This is a genomic window from Microbulbifer sp. VAAF005 (assembly GCF_030012985.1).
Taxonomy (GTDB): domain Bacteria; phylum Pseudomonadota; class Gammaproteobacteria; order Pseudomonadales; family Cellvibrionaceae; genus Microbulbifer.
This window is the reverse complement of sequence record NZ_CP120233.1, coordinates 2,498,543-2,515,000: the sequence shown is the minus strand read 5'-3', so window position 1 is coordinate 2,515,000 and position 16,458 is coordinate 2,498,543. Positions and strand designations below refer to the sequence as shown.

General features: G+C 51.2%; 14 protein-coding genes, 5 tRNA genes and 2 rRNA genes (1 of these 21 running past the window's edge). 20 read left to right on the top strand and 1 reads right to left on the bottom strand.

The window, feature by feature from the left end; translation table 11 throughout:
* Positions 1–2,514, top strand: a 23S ribosomal RNA gene (locus P0078_RS11150) (it extends 368 nt beyond the left edge of the window).
* 203 nt (positions 2,515–2,717) lie between these two features.
* A 5S ribosomal RNA gene (rrf, locus tag P0078_RS11145) occupies positions 2,718–2,833 on the top strand.
* Positions 2,834–3,613: 780 nt separating this feature from the next.
* On the opposite strand, the gene P0078_RS11140 is transcribed toward rrf, so the two are convergent.
* Entirely contained in the window at positions 3,614–4,573 is a 960-nt protein-coding gene (locus P0078_RS11140) for a hypothetical protein (RefSeq protein WP_282934413.1), read from the bottom strand.
* 154 nt (positions 4,574–4,727) lie between these two features.
* Between P0078_RS11140 and P0078_RS11135 the strand changes: the two genes are divergently transcribed.
* The 18 genes from P0078_RS11135 to rplA all read left to right on the top strand — a co-directional run bounded on the left by P0078_RS11135 (position 4,728) and on the right by rplA (position 16,216).
* On the top strand, positions 4,728–6,173 hold the full coding sequence (locus P0078_RS11135; protein WP_282934412.1) for an alpha/beta fold hydrolase: 1,446 nt from the start codon (positions 4,728–4,730) through the stop codon (positions 6,171–6,173).
* The gene (locus P0078_RS11130) at positions 6,170–6,907 is read left to right on the top strand and encodes an ABC transporter ATP-binding protein (RefSeq protein ID WP_282934411.1); all 738 of its coding nucleotides are present in this window, start codon (positions 6,170–6,172) and stop codon (positions 6,905–6,907) included. Before P0078_RS11135 ends, P0078_RS11130 begins: the two co-directional genes overlap by 4 nt.
* Positions 6,904–8,094, top strand: a complete 1,191-nt coding sequence (locus tag P0078_RS11125) for an ABC transporter permease (protein ID WP_282934410.1) — start codon at positions 6,904–6,906, stop codon at positions 8,092–8,094. The genes P0078_RS11130 and P0078_RS11125 overlap by 4 nt, the downstream gene beginning before the upstream one ends.
* Positions 8,095–8,121: 27 nt before the next feature.
* On the top strand, positions 8,122–9,234 hold the full coding sequence (alr, locus tag P0078_RS11120) for an alanine racemase (protein ID WP_282934409.1): 1,113 nt from the start codon (positions 8,122–8,124) through the stop codon (positions 9,232–9,234).
* Positions 9,235–9,239: 5 nt separating this feature from the next.
* Positions 9,240–10,082 carry a biotin--[acetyl-CoA-carboxylase] ligase gene (locus P0078_RS11115; protein WP_282934408.1) on the top strand — a complete coding sequence of 281 codons (843 nt, stop codon included), beginning with the start codon at positions 9,240–9,242 and terminating at the stop codon, positions 10,080–10,082.
* A 26-nt stretch (positions 10,083–10,108) separates the two neighbouring features.
* Positions 10,109–10,273 (top strand): biotin protein ligase-related protein, encoded by a 165-nt coding sequence (locus P0078_RS11110; protein WP_353057060.1) that lies wholly within the window; start codon positions 10,109–10,111, stop codon positions 10,271–10,273.
* Positions 10,206–10,973, top strand: coding sequence for a type III pantothenate kinase (locus tag P0078_RS11105; protein WP_282934406.1), 768 nt, complete (start codon positions 10,206–10,208; stop codon positions 10,971–10,973). Before P0078_RS11110 ends, P0078_RS11105 begins: the two co-directional genes overlap by 68 nt.
* Before the next feature lie 14 nt (positions 10,974–10,987).
* On the top strand, positions 10,988–11,563 hold the full coding sequence (locus tag P0078_RS11100; protein ID WP_282934405.1) for an SPOR domain-containing protein: 576 nt from the start codon (positions 10,988–10,990) through the stop codon (positions 11,561–11,563).
* Between the two features lie 305 nt (positions 11,564–11,868).
* A tRNA-Thr gene (locus P0078_RS11095) sits at positions 11,869–11,944 on the top strand.
* A 108-nt stretch (positions 11,945–12,052) separates the two neighbouring features.
* A tRNA-Tyr gene (locus P0078_RS11090) sits at positions 12,053–12,135 on the top strand.
* A 56-nt stretch (positions 12,136–12,191) separates the two neighbouring features.
* Positions 12,192–12,265, top strand: a tRNA-Gly gene (locus tag P0078_RS11085).
* Between the two features lie 69 nt (positions 12,266–12,334).
* A tRNA-Thr gene (locus P0078_RS11080) sits at positions 12,335–12,409 on the top strand.
* Between the two features lie 129 nt (positions 12,410–12,538).
* Positions 12,539–13,732 carry an elongation factor Tu gene (gene tuf, locus P0078_RS11075; protein ID WP_108731642.1) on the top strand — a complete coding sequence of 398 codons (1,194 nt, stop codon included), beginning with the start codon at positions 12,539–12,541 and terminating at the stop codon, positions 13,730–13,732.
* Between the two features lie 97 nt (positions 13,733–13,829).
* Positions 13,830–13,905 (top strand) — tRNA-Trp (locus P0078_RS11070).
* Positions 13,906–14,021: 116 nt separating this feature from the next.
* Positions 14,022–14,390 carry a preprotein translocase subunit SecE gene (secE, locus tag P0078_RS11065; RefSeq protein WP_108731643.1) on the top strand — a complete coding sequence of 123 codons (369 nt, stop codon included), beginning with the start codon at positions 14,022–14,024 and terminating at the stop codon, positions 14,388–14,390.
* Between the two features lie 10 nt (positions 14,391–14,400).
* Positions 14,401–14,934, top strand: coding sequence for a transcription termination/antitermination protein NusG (gene nusG / locus P0078_RS11060; RefSeq protein WP_108731644.1), 534 nt, complete (start codon positions 14,401–14,403; stop codon positions 14,932–14,934).
* Between the two features lie 154 nt (positions 14,935–15,088).
* Positions 15,089–15,520, top strand: a complete 432-nt coding sequence (gene rplK / locus P0078_RS11055; RefSeq protein WP_108731645.1) for a 50S ribosomal protein L11 — start codon at positions 15,089–15,091, stop codon at positions 15,518–15,520.
* Positions 15,521–16,216: a 50S ribosomal protein L1 gene (gene rplA / locus P0078_RS11050; RefSeq protein ID WP_108731646.1), complete on the top strand. Its 696-nt coding sequence runs from the start codon at positions 15,521–15,523 to the stop codon at positions 16,214–16,216. It begins immediately after the preceding gene.
* The last annotated feature ends 242 nt before the right edge of the window (positions 16,217–16,458 follow it).

Sequence of the window (16,458 nt, the reverse complement as noted above, 5' to 3'; positions counted from 1 at the left end):
GACACGTGTTATCTTGACTGAACATGGGGGGACCATCCTCCAAGGCTAAATACTCCCAGCTGACCGATAGTGAACCAGTACCGTGAGGGAAAGGCGAAAAGAACCCCGGAGAGGGGAGTGAAATAGAACCTGAAACCGTATACGTACAAGCAGTAGGAGCCCTTCGGGGTGACTGCGTACCTTTTGTATAATGGGTCAGCGACTTATTGTCTGTAGCAAGGTTAACCGCTTAGGGGAGCCGTAGAGAAATCGAGTCTTAATAGGGCGTTTAGTTGCAGGCAATAGACCCGAAACCCGGCGATCTATCCATGGGCAGGTTGAAGGTTGAGTAACATCAACTGGAGGACCGAACCCACTAATGTTGAAAAATTAGGGGATGACCTGTGGATCGGAGTGAAAGGCTAATCAAGCCGGGAGATAGCTGGTTCTCCTCGAAAGCTATTTAGGTAGCGCCTCGCGTCTCACCCTCGGGGGTAGAGCACTGTTTGGGCTAGGGGGTCATCCCGACTTACCAACCCCATGCAAACTCCGAATACCGAGGAGTGCAATCGCGGGAGACACACGGCGGGTGCTAACGTCCGTCGTGGAAAGGGAAACAACCCAGACCGCCAGCTAAGGTCCCAAATATCAGTTAAGTGGGAAACGATGTGGGAAGGCCCAGACAGCTAGGAGGTTGGCTTAGAAGCAGCCATCCTTTAAAGAAAGCGTAATAGCTCACTAGTCGAGTCGGCCTGCGCGGAAGATATACCGGGGCTCAAACTGATAACCGAAGCTGCGGATGCTCTTAGGAGCATGGTAGAGGAGCGTTGTGTAAGCCGTTGAAGGTGGATCGGGAGGTCTGCTGGAGGTATCACAAGTGCGAATGCTGACATGAGTAACGATAAGGGAGGTGAAAAACCTCCCCGCCGGAAGACCAAGGGTTCCTGTCCAACGCTAATCGGGACAGGGTTAGTCGACCCCTAAGGCGAGGGCGAAAGCCGTAGTCGATGGGAAACAGGTTAATATTCCTGTACTCGCTATTACTGCGACGGAGTGACGGAGAAGGCTAGGCCGGCATGGCGATTGGTTGTCCATGTTTAAGGTTGTAGGCTGGGGACTTAGGCAAATCCGGGTCCCTAAGGCTGAGAACTGATGACGAAGCCCACTTAGTGGGTGAAGTGGTTGATGCCCTGCTTCCAGGAAAAACTTCTAAGCTTCAGGTAATAGTGAATCGTACTCTAAACCGACACAGGTGGTCAGGTAGAGAATACCAAGGCGCTTGAGAGAACTCTGGTGAAGGAACTAGGCAAAATGGTACCGTAACTTCGGGAGAAGGTACGCCGGTTTTGGTGATGGGACTTGCTCCCTAAGCTGAGGCCGGTCGAAGTGACCAGGTGGCTGCGACTGTTTATTAAAAACATAGCACTCTGCAAACTCGTAAGAGGACGTATAGGGTGTGACGCCTGCCCGGTGCCGGAAGGTTAATTGATGGGGTTAGCTTCGGCGAAGCTCTTGATCGAAGCCCCGGTAAACGGCGGCCGTAACTATAACGGTCCTAAGGTAGCGAAATTCCTTGTCGGGTAAGTTCCGACCTGCACGAATGGCGTAACGATGGCCACGCTGTCTCCACCAGAGACTCAGTGAAATTGAAATCGCTGTTAAGATGCAGTGTACCCGCGGCTAGACGGAAAGACCCCGTGAACCTTTACTACAGCTTTGCACTGAACTTTGAGCCTATTTGTGTAGGATAGGTGGGAGGCTTTGAAGCAATGACGCTAGTTGTTGTGGAGCCGTCCTTGAAATACCACCCTGGTATGTTTGAGGTTCTAACTCTGGTCCGTTATCCGGATCGAGGACAGTGTATGGTGGGTAGTTTGACTGGGGCGGTCTCCTCCCAAAGAGTAACGGAGGAGTACGAAGGTGCACTCAGCATGGTCGGAAATCATGCAATGAGCATAATGGTATAAGTGCGCTTGACTGCGAGACAGACATGTCGAGCAGGTACGAAAGTAGGTCATAGTGATCCGGTGGTTCTGTATGGAAGGGCCATCGCTCAACGGATAAAAGGTACTCCGGGGATAACAGGCTGATACCGCCCAAGAGTTCACATCGACGGCGGTGTTTGGCACCTCGATGTCGGCTCATCACATCCTGGGGCTGAAGCCGGTCCCAAGGGTATGGCTGTTCGCCATTTAAAGTGGTACGCGAGCTGGGTTTAGAACGTCGTGAGACAGTTCGGTCCCTATCTGCCGTGGGCGTTGGAGATTTGAGAAGAGTTGCTCCTAGTACGAGAGGACCGGAGTGAACGAACCTCTGGTGTTCCGGTTGTCACGCCAGTGGCATTGCCGGGTAGCTATGTTCGGACGGGATAACCGCTGAAAGCATCTAAGCGGGAAGCCTCCTTCAAGATAAGATCTCCCTGAGGCCTTGAGCCTCCTGAAGGGCCGTGGAAGACTACCACGTTGATAGGCTGGGTGTGGAAGCGTTGTGAGGCGTTGAGCTAACCAGTACTAATTGCCCGTGCGGCTTGACCATACAACAGAGATGGTTACTAACGACTAGCTAAGCTAGCGGATTGTGAGTTAGAGACATACGATCGCTTGCGGTGTATTACTACAGATTGTTTTACCGACTTATTTGGGGTTATCGCCGGTCACCATCATGACCGAGGCAAACAGCGATAACACGGCAGGCCAAGCACATTGCTTATAAGACCAACGCCAACCCAAGCCAGTTTGCCTGACGACCATAGAGTTGTGGAACCACCTGATCCCTTGCCGAACTCAGAAGTGAAACGCAACATCGCCGATGGTAGTGTGGGGCTTCCCCATGTGAGAGTAGGTCATCGTCAGGCTTCTAATCCGAAAAGGGCCACCCAACAGGGTGGCCCTTTTTTTATGGCTGAAAAATATTTTAAAAAACAAAAATAAAAAAACTAAGAAAGGGAAGAAAGAGAGAGAGCAGAAAGTACTTGGCAAAAATTAAATAGAAAAAATAAAAGTAATTCTGAAAAACTTTAATGCTCAACTTTCTATTTAAAAAATCAGTCAGTAATTAAAAAAAAGAAAAACCTAAAACTACCTGAGCAGCTTAAACAGACGCTCTCCTAAAAAGCCTATAAAAATAGGTCTTTACCGACCTCCGTAGCAAACGCCTTTGCGTTCACTCAAAAAATAATCCAACAAAAATAACTCGCGTAAAAACCAGAAAAGTACCCATACCACTCCCGCCAAAAATTAAATTTAGCCGGTAAAAACATCGGTGATTTTTTAGTCTCTGCAGTAATCCCCTGTAACCACGGGGCCTGTAGCCCGTTTATTAAAGTTATGCACAACTCTATCCAGACTTTCTGTTAGTAACACCTGGCTGTGGAAATCCGCGCAAAAAGTGCTGCTTTTTTACCCGCCTTCAATAGAGCCAAGCAACCACGGGGCTGGCAGGGGATATCCCGGAGTTATACACAGCTCTATCCATGGTTTCTGTTGGTAACAAAGACGCCATAAAACGGACATCAGTTATTAACAGTGTTATGAGCGATAAATCTGTGGATTACTGCGGCTGATTGGTACGCCAGTATGCGAGGGAAGAAAAATTTGGGGATAAAAAAAGCCCCACTAGGTGGGGCTTGGGTGGGCTAGTAGGCAAATGCGTTATCTGGAACGAGATCAAAGTTCATATCATTCAAACTGAGGTCTTCCAGTGGAACCAGCTCGGCAGGGAGAGCAAAGCGTCGTGCGGCATTGTTCTGGTGCCAATCCAATACTTCAATGTCTGCTGACTCTTCTTGCTGTAGATCTTGTAAAAAGGTCTTCAGCTCAGTGGTGCTCGCAGTAATTAGCGATTGGTAGTCGTAGGTTCCCAATAGTTTAACGAAGCGGTATTCATCTTTGGCATCTTCAATACGCAGCCAGGCCTGCCCATTGGAATTACCATCCTCGCCGAGAATAACCGGGCCGTGATCATCGTCGAATACTGGAACGAGCTGATAATCGGGAACAGGTAGTATTGTCCCAACCCAAACCCAACCAGAGAGGCTAGTGCGGCTTAATTGCCATTCACAGAGCCATACCGTCTGATCATTGTCTATGCGAAATTCCCGGTACTCCCTTTGGCTTAAATAGTTGTCAAAGCTCACTTCGGCATTGGGGTTATCTTTACGAAAACTATGAAGCTGTTGTGTCATTTCATAGTTTACTTCCCAATGCTTTTTCAAGCGCCATTGCATTGGGTATTGGCCCCATTCAACGATATATTCTTCGTGCTCGCGAACAGTTTCGACTACGCGCCAAAAGGCGCCGTCAATAAGGATGCAGGTATCCCCGAGCTTACAGCCCGGTGCAATGATGCTGCATTCAGGTGAGGCTTCGGATGCGCTCACTAAGTGTTCGCTACGCCCTTCAATAACGTCATACCAGGGAAATCCGTGACGCAATGGTGGCGGAAATGCCAATGGCGGCCGGCCACCAAGCAATCGTCGGAAGAGAACCGATTTTTCAATTTCAAGATCAGAAAGTGTATAGCCTTCCTGTTGTGTGATTTGGCCCCAGGCAAAGGCGGCTCGGATTAGGTGTTTTTCTCGGTCTGAAAAGCTCATGTGTGCAATCATGGGCAAGTAAATAAGAAACCATACCACTGTGCAGGGGTGGGCGCTAATGCAAATGCAAATATCTGACCTTTGTTGGATGACGACACCTTAGGAGCAGTTCGATACACTGGTTGAGATAAATTCGGTGGATAGGGGGTTGGCAGTGGTTTGGATACAGAGGTCGATCTTCGCGATCAGCTTGTTTATAGGGCTATCTCCAGCAGTTGCAGAAGAGAGAAAAGAGAATAACTTCGAGTCCTGCTACCTGGACGGCTGGAGCCATGCTCTGCGCTGTACAAAGATACCGGTTGGTGAAGGAGAAGCTGCAGTAGACCTAGCGGTAATGATAGCCCCAGCAGTTAATGACATTGGGCTGGAGCCACTTTATTTACTGGCCGGCGGCCCCGGCCAGGCAGCCAGTTATCTGACCCCGATTCTAAATGCCTTATATAAAGTTAATCAGAGTAGGGCGATCGTTCTTGTCGATAGACGCGGTTCGGGTTACTCGGCAGCACTTGACTGTGGGATCGACGGAGAAGTCCATATGGATCTGGAGGCGGTCACCGATCAATTCTCAACTTGCTACCTTGAAAACTCTTCCTTTGCGAAAGCCCTGCATAGCCGTCAAGCGGTTGATGATCTGGAGGAAGTGCGCCTCCAGTTGAGGCATAAAAAAATTGCTTTGTGGGGAGGTTCTTGGGGAACTCGCACCGCGCTTCTTTACCAGCAATGGTATCCCGAAAGTTTAAGTGTCCTGATCCTGGATGCTGTAGCCCCGATTGATTCAAAAGTTTTTCTTACTGCGCAAGCTGCTGAAAAGGCGCTGCTAAAACTGGAGAAAGACTGCAGTCAGGATCCGGTGTGCTCCGAATTTGGCGATTGGAGATCTGACCTGGATAGCTTGCTTAGGGACTGGGATGGAAGGGCAGCGAATTTCCCGGACCCTCACTCTGGTCGCACAATGGAAACAAGAGTTCCTCGTAGCTTCATACAAAACCTGATAAGGACCGCGCTCTACGCACCTGAAACGGCAGCGCAGTTACCATATGCTATTAGCCAGGCTGAGGACGGTAATTATTTACCGCTATCGGGGTTGGTTGGACTTTTATCTGATGATGGAAGTATGTCTTTGGGGCTCACCTTATCAGTTGCTTGCGCTGAAGAATTAAATCGCACTACAGAGGAAGAGCTGGCTGTAGATATTCGCGATAGCTTTTTAGGTGATGCTTTTTTTGAGATTTTTGCTGAGGGTTGCAAGGTGTGGCCCGTATCTCCTATCACTTACGAAGTCCCGGAAGAAAGAAATCATCCTGTGTTAATTATTTCCGGGGAAGCTGACCCTATTACCCCACATTATTATGCGGAACAAAGCTTGGGGTATCTTTCAGAATTAAAACAGGTAGTGGTTCCAGGTGGTGGACATATCAATAGTATGCGCGGTTGTATACCAAAGCTAATAGATGATTTTCTAAAATCTCCACTTGCTTCTTTAGATAGTGATTGTATTGCGGATATTCAAAGACCACCTTTTATGGCGGGTGCTTTTGGACCTGAAATTGATAAAGCGGTATCCAGTGAGTTGCTATCGAGCCAAGGGGATAACAAATGATTGCTGTTAAATCTATTCACAAGCAATTCTCTGGAAAGAAAGTACTCAAAGACCTGAATTTCAATATACCTGATGGCCAAATAACCGCTTTGCTGGGGGCTAATGGAGCCGGTAAAACTACATGCCTCAGAATTATAACGGGGTTGGTAAAACCGGATGAAGGTACAGTAATTGTTAGTGGGCTTAATGTGGCCGAAAAGCCATTAGAAATAAAGCGGCAATTGGGCGTTGTCGGCGATCGTGAAGGCTTGTATGAACGACTTACTGTAGCGGAGTACTTATCATTTTTTGCCAGTGCGCAGGGATTATTTGGGGCAGAGCTTAAGCGCGCATTGAATTCTGTTCGAGAAGAGCTGGAATTAGAAGATTTGTGGCAACGTCGGACAAAAGGCTTTTCCCAGGGGGAGAGAATGAAAGTGTCGCTGGCGCGGGCACTAGTTCACCGGCCTACGCATTTGATACTCGATGAACCGACTCGCGGGCTTGATGTCCTTGCAGCGAGACTGCTGCGGAAAACACTTCTGCGGTTGCGCTCTGAGGGCGTAGCCATTTTATTTTCCAGCCATATTATGGCTGAAGTTACTGAGTTGTCAGATAGAGTATTGGTGATGGCTAACGGTGCTATTGTCGATAGTGGTACCCCCGATGAGCTTGTAGAACGCACAGGCTGTAAAAACCTGGAAGATAGTTTCGTCACTCTGGCTTACGGGGTTAAAGGGGAGGTGATGGCATGAAATTTTTAAACCTATTATTTACTCCCGCCATGTCTGCTCTTCTGAAGAAGGAGTCTTTAGAGGTTTGGCGTGACCGGCGAGCACTGTATTTATCTTTGCTGTTTGCCATTTCATTTCCCGGAATGATCGCATCGATGACTCTGTTTATGTTTAAGTCCCAAGGGGAGAGGACATTTCAGCTAGCGTTGTTAGGCGGGCAGGATTTACCAGTATTAGAGCAGCAGCTGAGTAAAGGGCGGGTGGAACTGGATAGCCTGTCAGAAGGGGACCCGATAGCTTTACTTGATGAAGGTTACGATGCAGTTGTGAAAATTGATGAAGGTTTTTCTACCGATTATCGCAATTTCCGCAGCCCCAAGGTTTATTTGTATGTTGATAGCTCCGATCGTTTCAGCGGGCAAGGCGCGAGTCATGTTCAACAAAAGCTGGGTGAGCTACAACAGCTCATTGTTCAACAAAGAATGGTCGCTAGGGGAGTCCCACTAAAAACAATAGCACCCTGGCAAGTCCAGGTCAGGGATGTCAGTACCCCGTCTACCCGCAGTGCCTGGATTGTTGGTTCAATACCGACACTCTTGATAATGACGCTGTTTATAGGTTGCCTGTCCTCGTCCATTGATGCCTCTGCCGGTGAGCGGGAGAGAATGAGTTTTGAGGTATTACTGCAACAACCTCTGGCCGCCTGGCAGGTGGTCCTGGCCAAGGTTCTCGCTGTAGCCAGTATCAGTTGGTTATCTTCAATTCTCGCGTTAGTTTCGCTAATGGCTGTTTTTCCATTTTTGCCCTTGGCTGAAATGGGGATACAACATGCAACTACGCTGAGTGGCATGGTTGCTATGGCGCTAGCCCTGCTCCCACTGGCTCTATTGGTTGCCGTACTGCAAATATTGTTAGCGTTGCGTTCCCAGTCATTTAAAGATGCCCAAACTCAATTGAGTATATTGCAGATTTTACCTGTCACTATGTTGTTAATATTGGATATGTCATCCATAGAGCTAGAGGAGCCTGCCTGGCAGTTGGTCCCGCTGGTCGCGCAACAGCAGTGGTTTAAGGCTCTACTGGTTGGGGATACGGTCTCCATATCTCTGATGATCGCTGGCTCACTAGTCAGCCTTTTGTTGGTTGTTGGGTGTATATTAGGCGGTGCCCGAGCGCTGCAGCGAGAGAGTCTGCTCGGAGCTACCTAGCTTACTGATTTAGAGAGTTGTACTGGTATGAGTGACTTTCGTGAAGGGTTATTAAGTATCAACCTGAGGTCTATAGCAGATAACTATCAGGATCTGGCTAATCGCTTGAAAGCCGGCTCCCGGTGCGGTGCTGTGGTTAAAGCGGATGCTTACGGCTTGGGAATGGCTCATGTTGCACCGGCGCTATACGCTCAGGGATGCCGCGATTTCTTTGTGGCCACCCAAGTCGAGGGGGAGCGCTTGCGCAGTGACCTCGGCAACGATGTGAATATAGTCATTTTTACCGGTGTCAGGCCTGGTGCTGAACTAGAGTGCGCTCGCGCGGGTTTGATCCCCACATTGTTTACTCTGGATCAATTGAAGAGCTGGGTTGAAATCTGCGAGAAAGCTCAGTTGGAGGCCCCTTGCGCCGTAAAAATTGATACCGGCATGACTCGGCTGGGATTGACCCCAGATGAGTTCGAATTGCTGCTCAAGGACCGCCCTCTCTTAGAGTCCGCCGATGTTCGGATGTTCTTCAGTCATCTTGCCTGTGCAGATCAGCCCCAGCATCCGCATAACAAGCTTCAGTTGAACGAGTTTAAGACCGCGGGCGATCGCTTGCGGGAACTGTGCCCGGATATTCAGCTCAGCCTTGCGAACTCATCCGGCATCTTTTTGGGTGAGGACTATCACTTTGATATTGCCCGACCGGGCTCCGCACTATACGGCCTTAACCCTGTCCCTGAGGCTGAAAACCCGATGCGTCCAACGGTGACTTTGGGCTTGCCAATTGTCCAAAAGCGCTATGTCAGTCAGTCCCGGTCTGTGGGGTATGGTGCGACCCAGGAAGTTCCCGGAGATAGTTGGCTTGCGGTAGCTCGGGGTGGATATGCCGATGGCATTATACGAGCCCAAGGGGGGCGGGGGCGCGGATGGGGGCACGGCCGCCCTCTGCCAATTGTCGGGCGTATATCAATGGACTCTACCACTTTCGATATTTCGGGTCTCAGTGAAGAGGAGCGGGACTCCCTTCAGTCGATCGAGATTCTCAATGACCAGCTTACGGTGGATGAGGTCGCTGGGTATGCCGGGACTATCGGTTATGAAGTCCTGACGAGCCTCGGGCATCGCTATGGCCGCCATTATGTAAAAGGTTGAACAAATTGCAGGACGTCACCGCAAAAACACCATTAGAACAGCTTCGCCCGGTGCTGGAGCTTCTGGCGGATGGGGAAATACACTCGGGAGAATCCCTCGGGAATGCGCTTGGTGTCAGCCGAGCCGCTGTTTGGAAACAACTACAAAAGCTCGAGAGCTACGGCCTGACGCTTGAGTCTGCTAAGGGGCGAGGTTATCGCTTGCCGGGAGGTCTCGACCTGCTATCTGAGCAGACTGTTACCTCTCAGCTGGATGGTTCAGCCCGAGCGCTACTGCGCGAGTTGCAGGTTTTTGATGAGTTGAATTCAACGAACTCCCTGTTACTGGAACGTTTTGAACAAGGTAAGGGACACGCTGTAGCGATTCTCGCCGAGCGGCAAAGTGCCGGTCGGGGCCGCCGTGGTCGCAACTGGGTCAGCCCCTATGCCACAAGTATCAGCCTCTCAGTGGGCTGGGAGTTTAATGGCGGTGTACAAAGCCTGGAGGGGTTGAGTCTTGCCGTCGGTGTTGCTGTGGCAAAAGCGCTCGAGCGTTTTTCTGTACCGGGCGTGCGCCTGAAGTGGCCAAATGATGTGTGGTGCCAGGGCCGTAAATTGGCCGGTGTATTACTTGAGCTAAAAGGGGATTTAACCGACCGCTGTTCAGTGGTTATCGGTATCGGGTTGAATAATGGTCTCAACGCAAAGACAGCAGAGGAGATTGATCAACCATGGGCAGATCTCCAGCAAGTCCGTCCTGGTATTGGCCGCAGTGAATTAACTGCGGCGATACTCAGCGAGCTGTTACCGATGCTGGAAACTTACCCGGAAGGGGGTTCGCCACTTACCGGGAATCATGGTCAACCCTAGACCAGTTTGCCGGGCAGCCAGTTCAGTTGCGGTCAGGTAATTTGAGCTGGGAAGGTGTTGCGGCCGGTGTCGATGAAAAAGGAGCCTTGTTACTCGACACTGATAAAGGGCAAAAGTCATTTCATGGGGGGAAATCTCGTTGCGGGGGCAGGTGTGATTCTAGAGCTGGATGTCGGCAATACACGGGGTAAGTGGCGCTACCTGGTCGAAGGCGAGGTGATAGCCCGTGGTGATATCGAAACTGGGCAGTTGCGCCAGCAGGTTTTGCCTGAGGGTTGGGCAGACTTAACCCCCTACCGTTTTCGGGTAGTGAATGTCGCCGGTCCCGTTGTTGCTGAATTCTTGAGTCAGGTGGCCCGAGACCTGTTCACACTGGAGGCTGAATTCTCTGCAGTGGCACCTCAATGTGCCGGCGTTATCTGTGGGTATGAAGACCACTCCGCCCTGGGGGTGGATCGGTGGCTGGCAATGTTGGCGGCCTACCAGCAATCTCCCCGAGCATCATTAATTGTGGATTGCGGCAGTGCGGTCACCTTAGATTTGCTGGACAATAGCGGGCGCCACATTGGGGGATATATCGTTCCCGGTTTCGGATTGATGAATCGCGTTCTCAGTGTCGATACCCATGCAGCAAAGAGTCGTGAGGCACTGGCCCTGACAAAAACATTGGGCGCGGGACGCAATACCAATGAGGCGATAAACCGTGGCCTCTTGCTGATGGTGTTGGGTGCGGTTGATCGAGCAATGGAAGAATTGCAGGTCCACTCCGGTTCCCTCCCTTTATTGTGGTTAACCGGTGGAGATGCGCAGTTGCTCTCCGCAGTTTACCAGCACGAACATCGCCTGGTTCCTGATTTGGTGATGGATGGGTTGGCCCTTAGTAATCCATAAAAATTTACTCTGTTATGCGCTGGATAGCCCTTTCTTTAGTTGCCCTGAACGCTGTGCTTTTTGCCTGGTATATGTTGGTAGCGCCATCTCCGCAGTTAAGTAGCGGCAAGAGCCCGATCCCTCTCGAGTCGGAGGGAAAGAAAATTACCCTCGTTAGCGAAATATCCCCTGAAGAGCTGCCTGCTCCAGAGAAGGCTGGGGTACTGAGTAAGGAGTCCTTTGAGGTTGAGCAGCTTTGTACGTTGTTGGGGCCTTTCGCGGAGGAGTACCAGGGCGAGGATCTCTTGCAGCGAATCCGGTCCCTTCAGGTTAAAGCCGAACTGCGTGATATAGAAATGCAGGGGCAGATGCGCTACTGGGTATATCTGCCGCCACTGAGTTCGAGGCGGGAGGCCTACAACCGCTTGCGTGAACTACAGTCTCAGGGGATCGACAGCTATGTCATTCCCAAAGGCGCATTGGAAAATGGCATTTCATTTGGGATTTTCAGTGAGCGAGCCCGAGCTGAGTCCCATACCGCCGTTTTGAAGGAGAGGGGGTTACCGCGCAGTTCAAGGAGGAGCCGCAAACCTATATGGAGCGGTGGATAGTTATGCCCCCTGGCAGCACAGAAAGTCTTGCAGAAGAATTTTGGCGACAACTGCAAAGTGAATACCCGGATCTGGATCGGCGCCCAAATCTTTGTTCTGAAGTACTTGGCTAACAAAAAAGCAGATTTATCAGAAAATCATCAGGTGGCGTCTCGAATCGCTGTTTTTTTCAACAAGTTGGAATAGGCGACATAAAAAATATGATTTATCTGCAAAAAGGGTGTTGCGTGTCGAGATAAGTTCCCATAGAATCCCGCCTCCATTGACGAGGGTGACATAACAACTTCGGCAATGAACGGGATAGGGCTGGCGTAGCTCAGTTGGTAGAGCAGCTGACTTGTAATCAGCCGGTCGGGGGTTCGACTCCTCTCGCCAGCTCCATTTTCATCCCGTTGCTGTCAAAATTAGGTTTCGCTGCTAAGTATGTGAAATTTAAAGAAAAATTGTTGACAGCGCAGCGAGATGTGTAGACAATGCACACCGCTTTGAGCAGGGGTTCCCGAGTGGCCAAAGGGATCAGACTGTAAATCTGACGCGAAAGCTTCGGTGGTTCGAATCCACCCCCTGCACCATATTACACCTTAGGGTGTTGCGCGAAATCGAAGGGTTTCGCATGGAGGTCCCGAAAGCGGGCATAGTTCAATGGTAGAACCTCAGCCTTCCAAGCTGATGATGCGGGTTCGATCCCCGCTGCCCGCTCCAAGTTTTGGGGTTGGTTGGAATGCTCTCCAGGGTGCAACATTTTAAGATGCCGTTATCGGCAAGATTTTAGCTCATGTAGCTCAGGGGTAGAGCACACCCTTGGTAAGGGTGAGGTCGGCGGTTCAAATCCGCCCATGAGCTCCATTTTATATGACCGCAAGGGTGAAAGCTCTTGCGGTTGTTTGTGTCCGGGGTCGGATTTTCCGGGTCGGATGTGCATGTTCTGGACGTGGGTGGTGCCGTTATCGGCTCGCCTATATATAGGAGGCTGCAATGGCAAAAGAAAAGTTTGAACGTTCCAAGCCCCACGTGAACGTGGGCACCATCGGTCACGTTGACCACGGTAAAACCACCCTGACCGCTGCTCTGACCCGCGTATGTGCGGAAGTTTGGGGCGGTGACGCTGTTGCTTTCGACGGTATCGACAATGCACCGGAAGAGCGTGAGCGCGGTATCACCATCGCTACTTCTCACGTTGAGTACGAGTCCCCGACTCGCCACTACGCGCACGTAGATTGCCCGGGACACGCCGACTACGTTAAGAACATGATCACCGGTGCTGCTCAGATGGACGGCGCTATCCTGGTATGTTCCGCAGCTGACGGCCCCATGCCGCAGACTCGTGAGCACATCCTGCTTTCCCGTCAGGTAGGTGTACCTTACATCGTTGTATTCCTGAACAAAGCGGACATGGTAGACGACGAAGAGCTGCTCGAGCTGGTAGAAATGGAAGTTCGCGAACTTCTGGACCAGTACGAGTTCCCAGGTGACGACACTCCGATCATCGTTGGTTCCGCTCTGATGGCCCTGAACGGCGAAGACGACAACGAAATGGGTACTACCGCTGTTAAGAAGCTGGTAGAGACTCTGGACGAGTACATCCCTGAGCCAGAGCGCGCTGTAGATCAGCCGTTCCTGATGCCGATCGAAGACGTATTCTCTATCTCTGGCCGTGGTACTGTTGTAACTGGTCGTGTAGAGCGCGGTGTGATCAACACTGGCGACGAGATCGAAATCGTTGGTATCAAAGAAACCACCACTACTACCTGTACTGGTGTTGAAATGTTCCGCAAGCTGCTCGACGAAGGTCGTGCTGGTGAGAACATCGGCGCACTGCTGCGCGGCACCAAGCGTGACGAAGTAGAGCGTGGTCAGGTACTGGCTAAGCCGGGCTCCATCACTCCGCACACCAAGTTCGAAGCGGAAGTGTATGTACTGTCCAAGGACGAAGGTGGTCGTCACACCCCGTTCTTCAAAGGCTACCGTCCTCAGTTCTACTTCCGTACTACCGACGTAACTGGTGCGGTAGAGCTGCCGGAAGGCACTGAAATGGTAATGCCGGGCGACAACATTCAAATGGTTGTTACCCTGATCGCTCCGATCGCCATGGAAGACGGCCTGCGCTTCGCTATCCGCGAAGGTGGTCGTACCGTAGGTGCGGGCGTTGTTGCTAAGATCATTGAGTAATCTTTGATTTCTGCATCACAATATCCTATGTGGTGCACCAGGTGGGAGAGTTCCTGTAGCTCTCTCATCTTTGAGTGCGAAAGTGCTCACACTGTACAGGCCAGTAGTTCAATTGGTAGAGCACCGGTCTCCAAAACCGGGTGTTGGGGGTTCGAGTCCCTCCTGGCCTGCCATTTTTAATCACTCCGCTTAGATAAGCTTAGGGGTGTCGCAAAACCCTACTTGTCAGTGGGGCTTTTGTGTTTATGAGCGCTAAAAGATTATCTATAGTGCGCTAAGGGCTTCTTATATGAATGCTAAAACAGAAGCGAAAACCTTTCGTCTTGACGGTCTGAAGTGGTTGTTAATAGTGCTGCTGGTGGGCGGTGCTGTTGCAGGCAATTCATATTACGCCGAATTCCCTTTGTTTTACCGAGTGTTGGCAGTAACTGCCATCTGTCTGGTAGCTCTGGTTGTGGCTGTAAATACCGCCAAAGGCAATGCGTTGTGGCAACTGTTGCGCGAAGCGCAAACTGAAGTCAGGCGTGTGGTTTGGCCGACCCGCCAAGAAGCAACCCAGACCACAGCGATTGTGGTTGTTTTCGTGTTGATTATGGCGCTTATCTTGTGGGCGCTTGATTCGGCTCTGGGTTGGGCGGCTTCCAAATTTATCGGCTAAAGGTTGATACATGTCAAAGAATTGGTATGTGGTCCAGGCTTACTCGGGCTATGAGAAGCGTGTCGCCAGCTCCCTGAAAGAGCGCATTGAGCTGAACGAAATGGACCACCTGTTTGGTGAAGTCCTGGTTCCCACGGAAGAAGTGGTCGAGATGCGCGCAGGGCAGAAGCGTAAGAGTGAGCGCAAATTTTTCCCGGGCTATGTCCTGGTAGAAATGGAATTGAACGACGATACTTGGCACTTGGTGAAAGAAACTCCCCGAGTGCTGGGTTTTATCGGCGGCAAGGCGGATAAGCCGGCCCCGATTACTGACCGCGAAGCACAGGCTATCCTGAATCGCATCGACGATTCCGCCGATAAGCCCAAGCCCAAGACACTGTTCGAACCCGGTGAAATGGTTCGGGTCATCGACGGGCCGTTTAATGACTTCAACGGTGTGGTCGAAGAGGTCAACTACGAGAAGAGCCGCTTGCGAGTGGCGGTGTTGATCTTCGGTCGCTCCACCCCGGTTGAACTGGAGTTCAGTCAGGTAGAAAAGACCTGATTCCAGTATAAATTTTTTGCCCCCTTTCGCCGCGAGGTGGAAGGGGGTTTTCGCGTCCCCGAAAAATGAGTTTTTATTTCGGGGTTCGGGGAGCTTGCCCTTAAACCTTATGGCTGAGTGGCGGGCGTTAATACCCAACTAGAGGAGAGCTGTAATGGCTAAGAAAGTAGAAGCTTATATCAAGCTGCAAGTTAAGGCCGGTCAGGCCAACCCGAGTCCGCCCGTTGGTCCCGCACTGGGTCAGCACGGTGTGAACATCATGGAATTCTGTAAGGCGTTCAACGCCCAGACCCAGAGCCTCGAGCCAGGTCTGCCAGTTCCAGTTGTAATCTCTGTATACAACGACCGATCCTTCACCTTCATCATGAAGTCGCCGCCCGCCGCTGTACTGCTGCGCAAGGCTGCCAAGATCAAGAGCGGTTCCGGTCGTCCGAACACTGAGAAAGTGGGTAAAGTAACCCGCGCTCAGCTGGAAGAGATCGTAGAAATGAAGAAAGCAGACCTGACTGCATCCGACTTGGACGCGGCCGTGCGCACTATCGCCGGTTCCGCTCGCAGCGCCGGTATCGAAGTGGAGGGTCTCTAAGTGGCTAAATTGAGCAAGCGTCAGCGCGTAATCGCTGAGAAGGTTGAAGCTGGTAAGGCTTACGGTATCGAAGAAGCCGTAGCCCTGCTGAAAGAGCTGTCCAACGTTAAGTTTGCAGAAACTGTAGACGCTTCTGTAAACCTGGGCATCGACCCACGTAAATCCGACCAGGCTGTTCGCGGTGCAACTACTCTGCCGCACGGTACCGGTAAAGAAGTTCGCGTAGCTGTTTTCACCCAGGGTGCAAACGCTGATGCCGCTAAAGAAGCGGGCGCTGACCTGATCGGTATGGACGAGCTGGCTGCCGACGTTAAAGCAGGCAAAATGGACTTCGACGTAGTTATCGCTTCCCCCGATGCGATGCGCGTTGTAGGTCAGCTGGGTCAAATCCTCGGCCCGCGCGGCCTGATGCCGAACCCGAAGACTGGCACCGTAACTCCAGACGTTGCTACTGCGGTTAAGAATGCCAAAGCGGGTCAGGTGCGTTTCCGCGCTGACAAGGGCGGCATTATCCACGGTGGTATCGGTAAAGTTGCTTTCGATGCGAACTCTCTGAAAGAGAACCTGGAAGCTCTGGTTGCCGACCTGAAGAAAGCCAAGCCGGCTTCTGCAAAAGGTGTATATCTGAAGAAGATCACCCTGAGCACCACTATGGGCCCGGGTCTGGTTATCGATCAGTCTTCCCTGAACATCTAAATATCACTGCGGGGTGTGATCACCTCTCAGTAAATCGAACTTTGGGGTCCACCTGAATGCTTCGGCACAAGGTGGGCCGTCAAAGACCGTAGGTGTCAGGTGCGTTGAGGTTTAACGTGCCTGGCTTAATCCGAACTTCGGCCAGGTTGGCCATTGCGAGGTTCGAGCCTACGCAGACGGTGTCGCCCAAACCAGTATTTTTACTGGATTTGAGCTTTATGCACCGGAACGGATCGGACGTT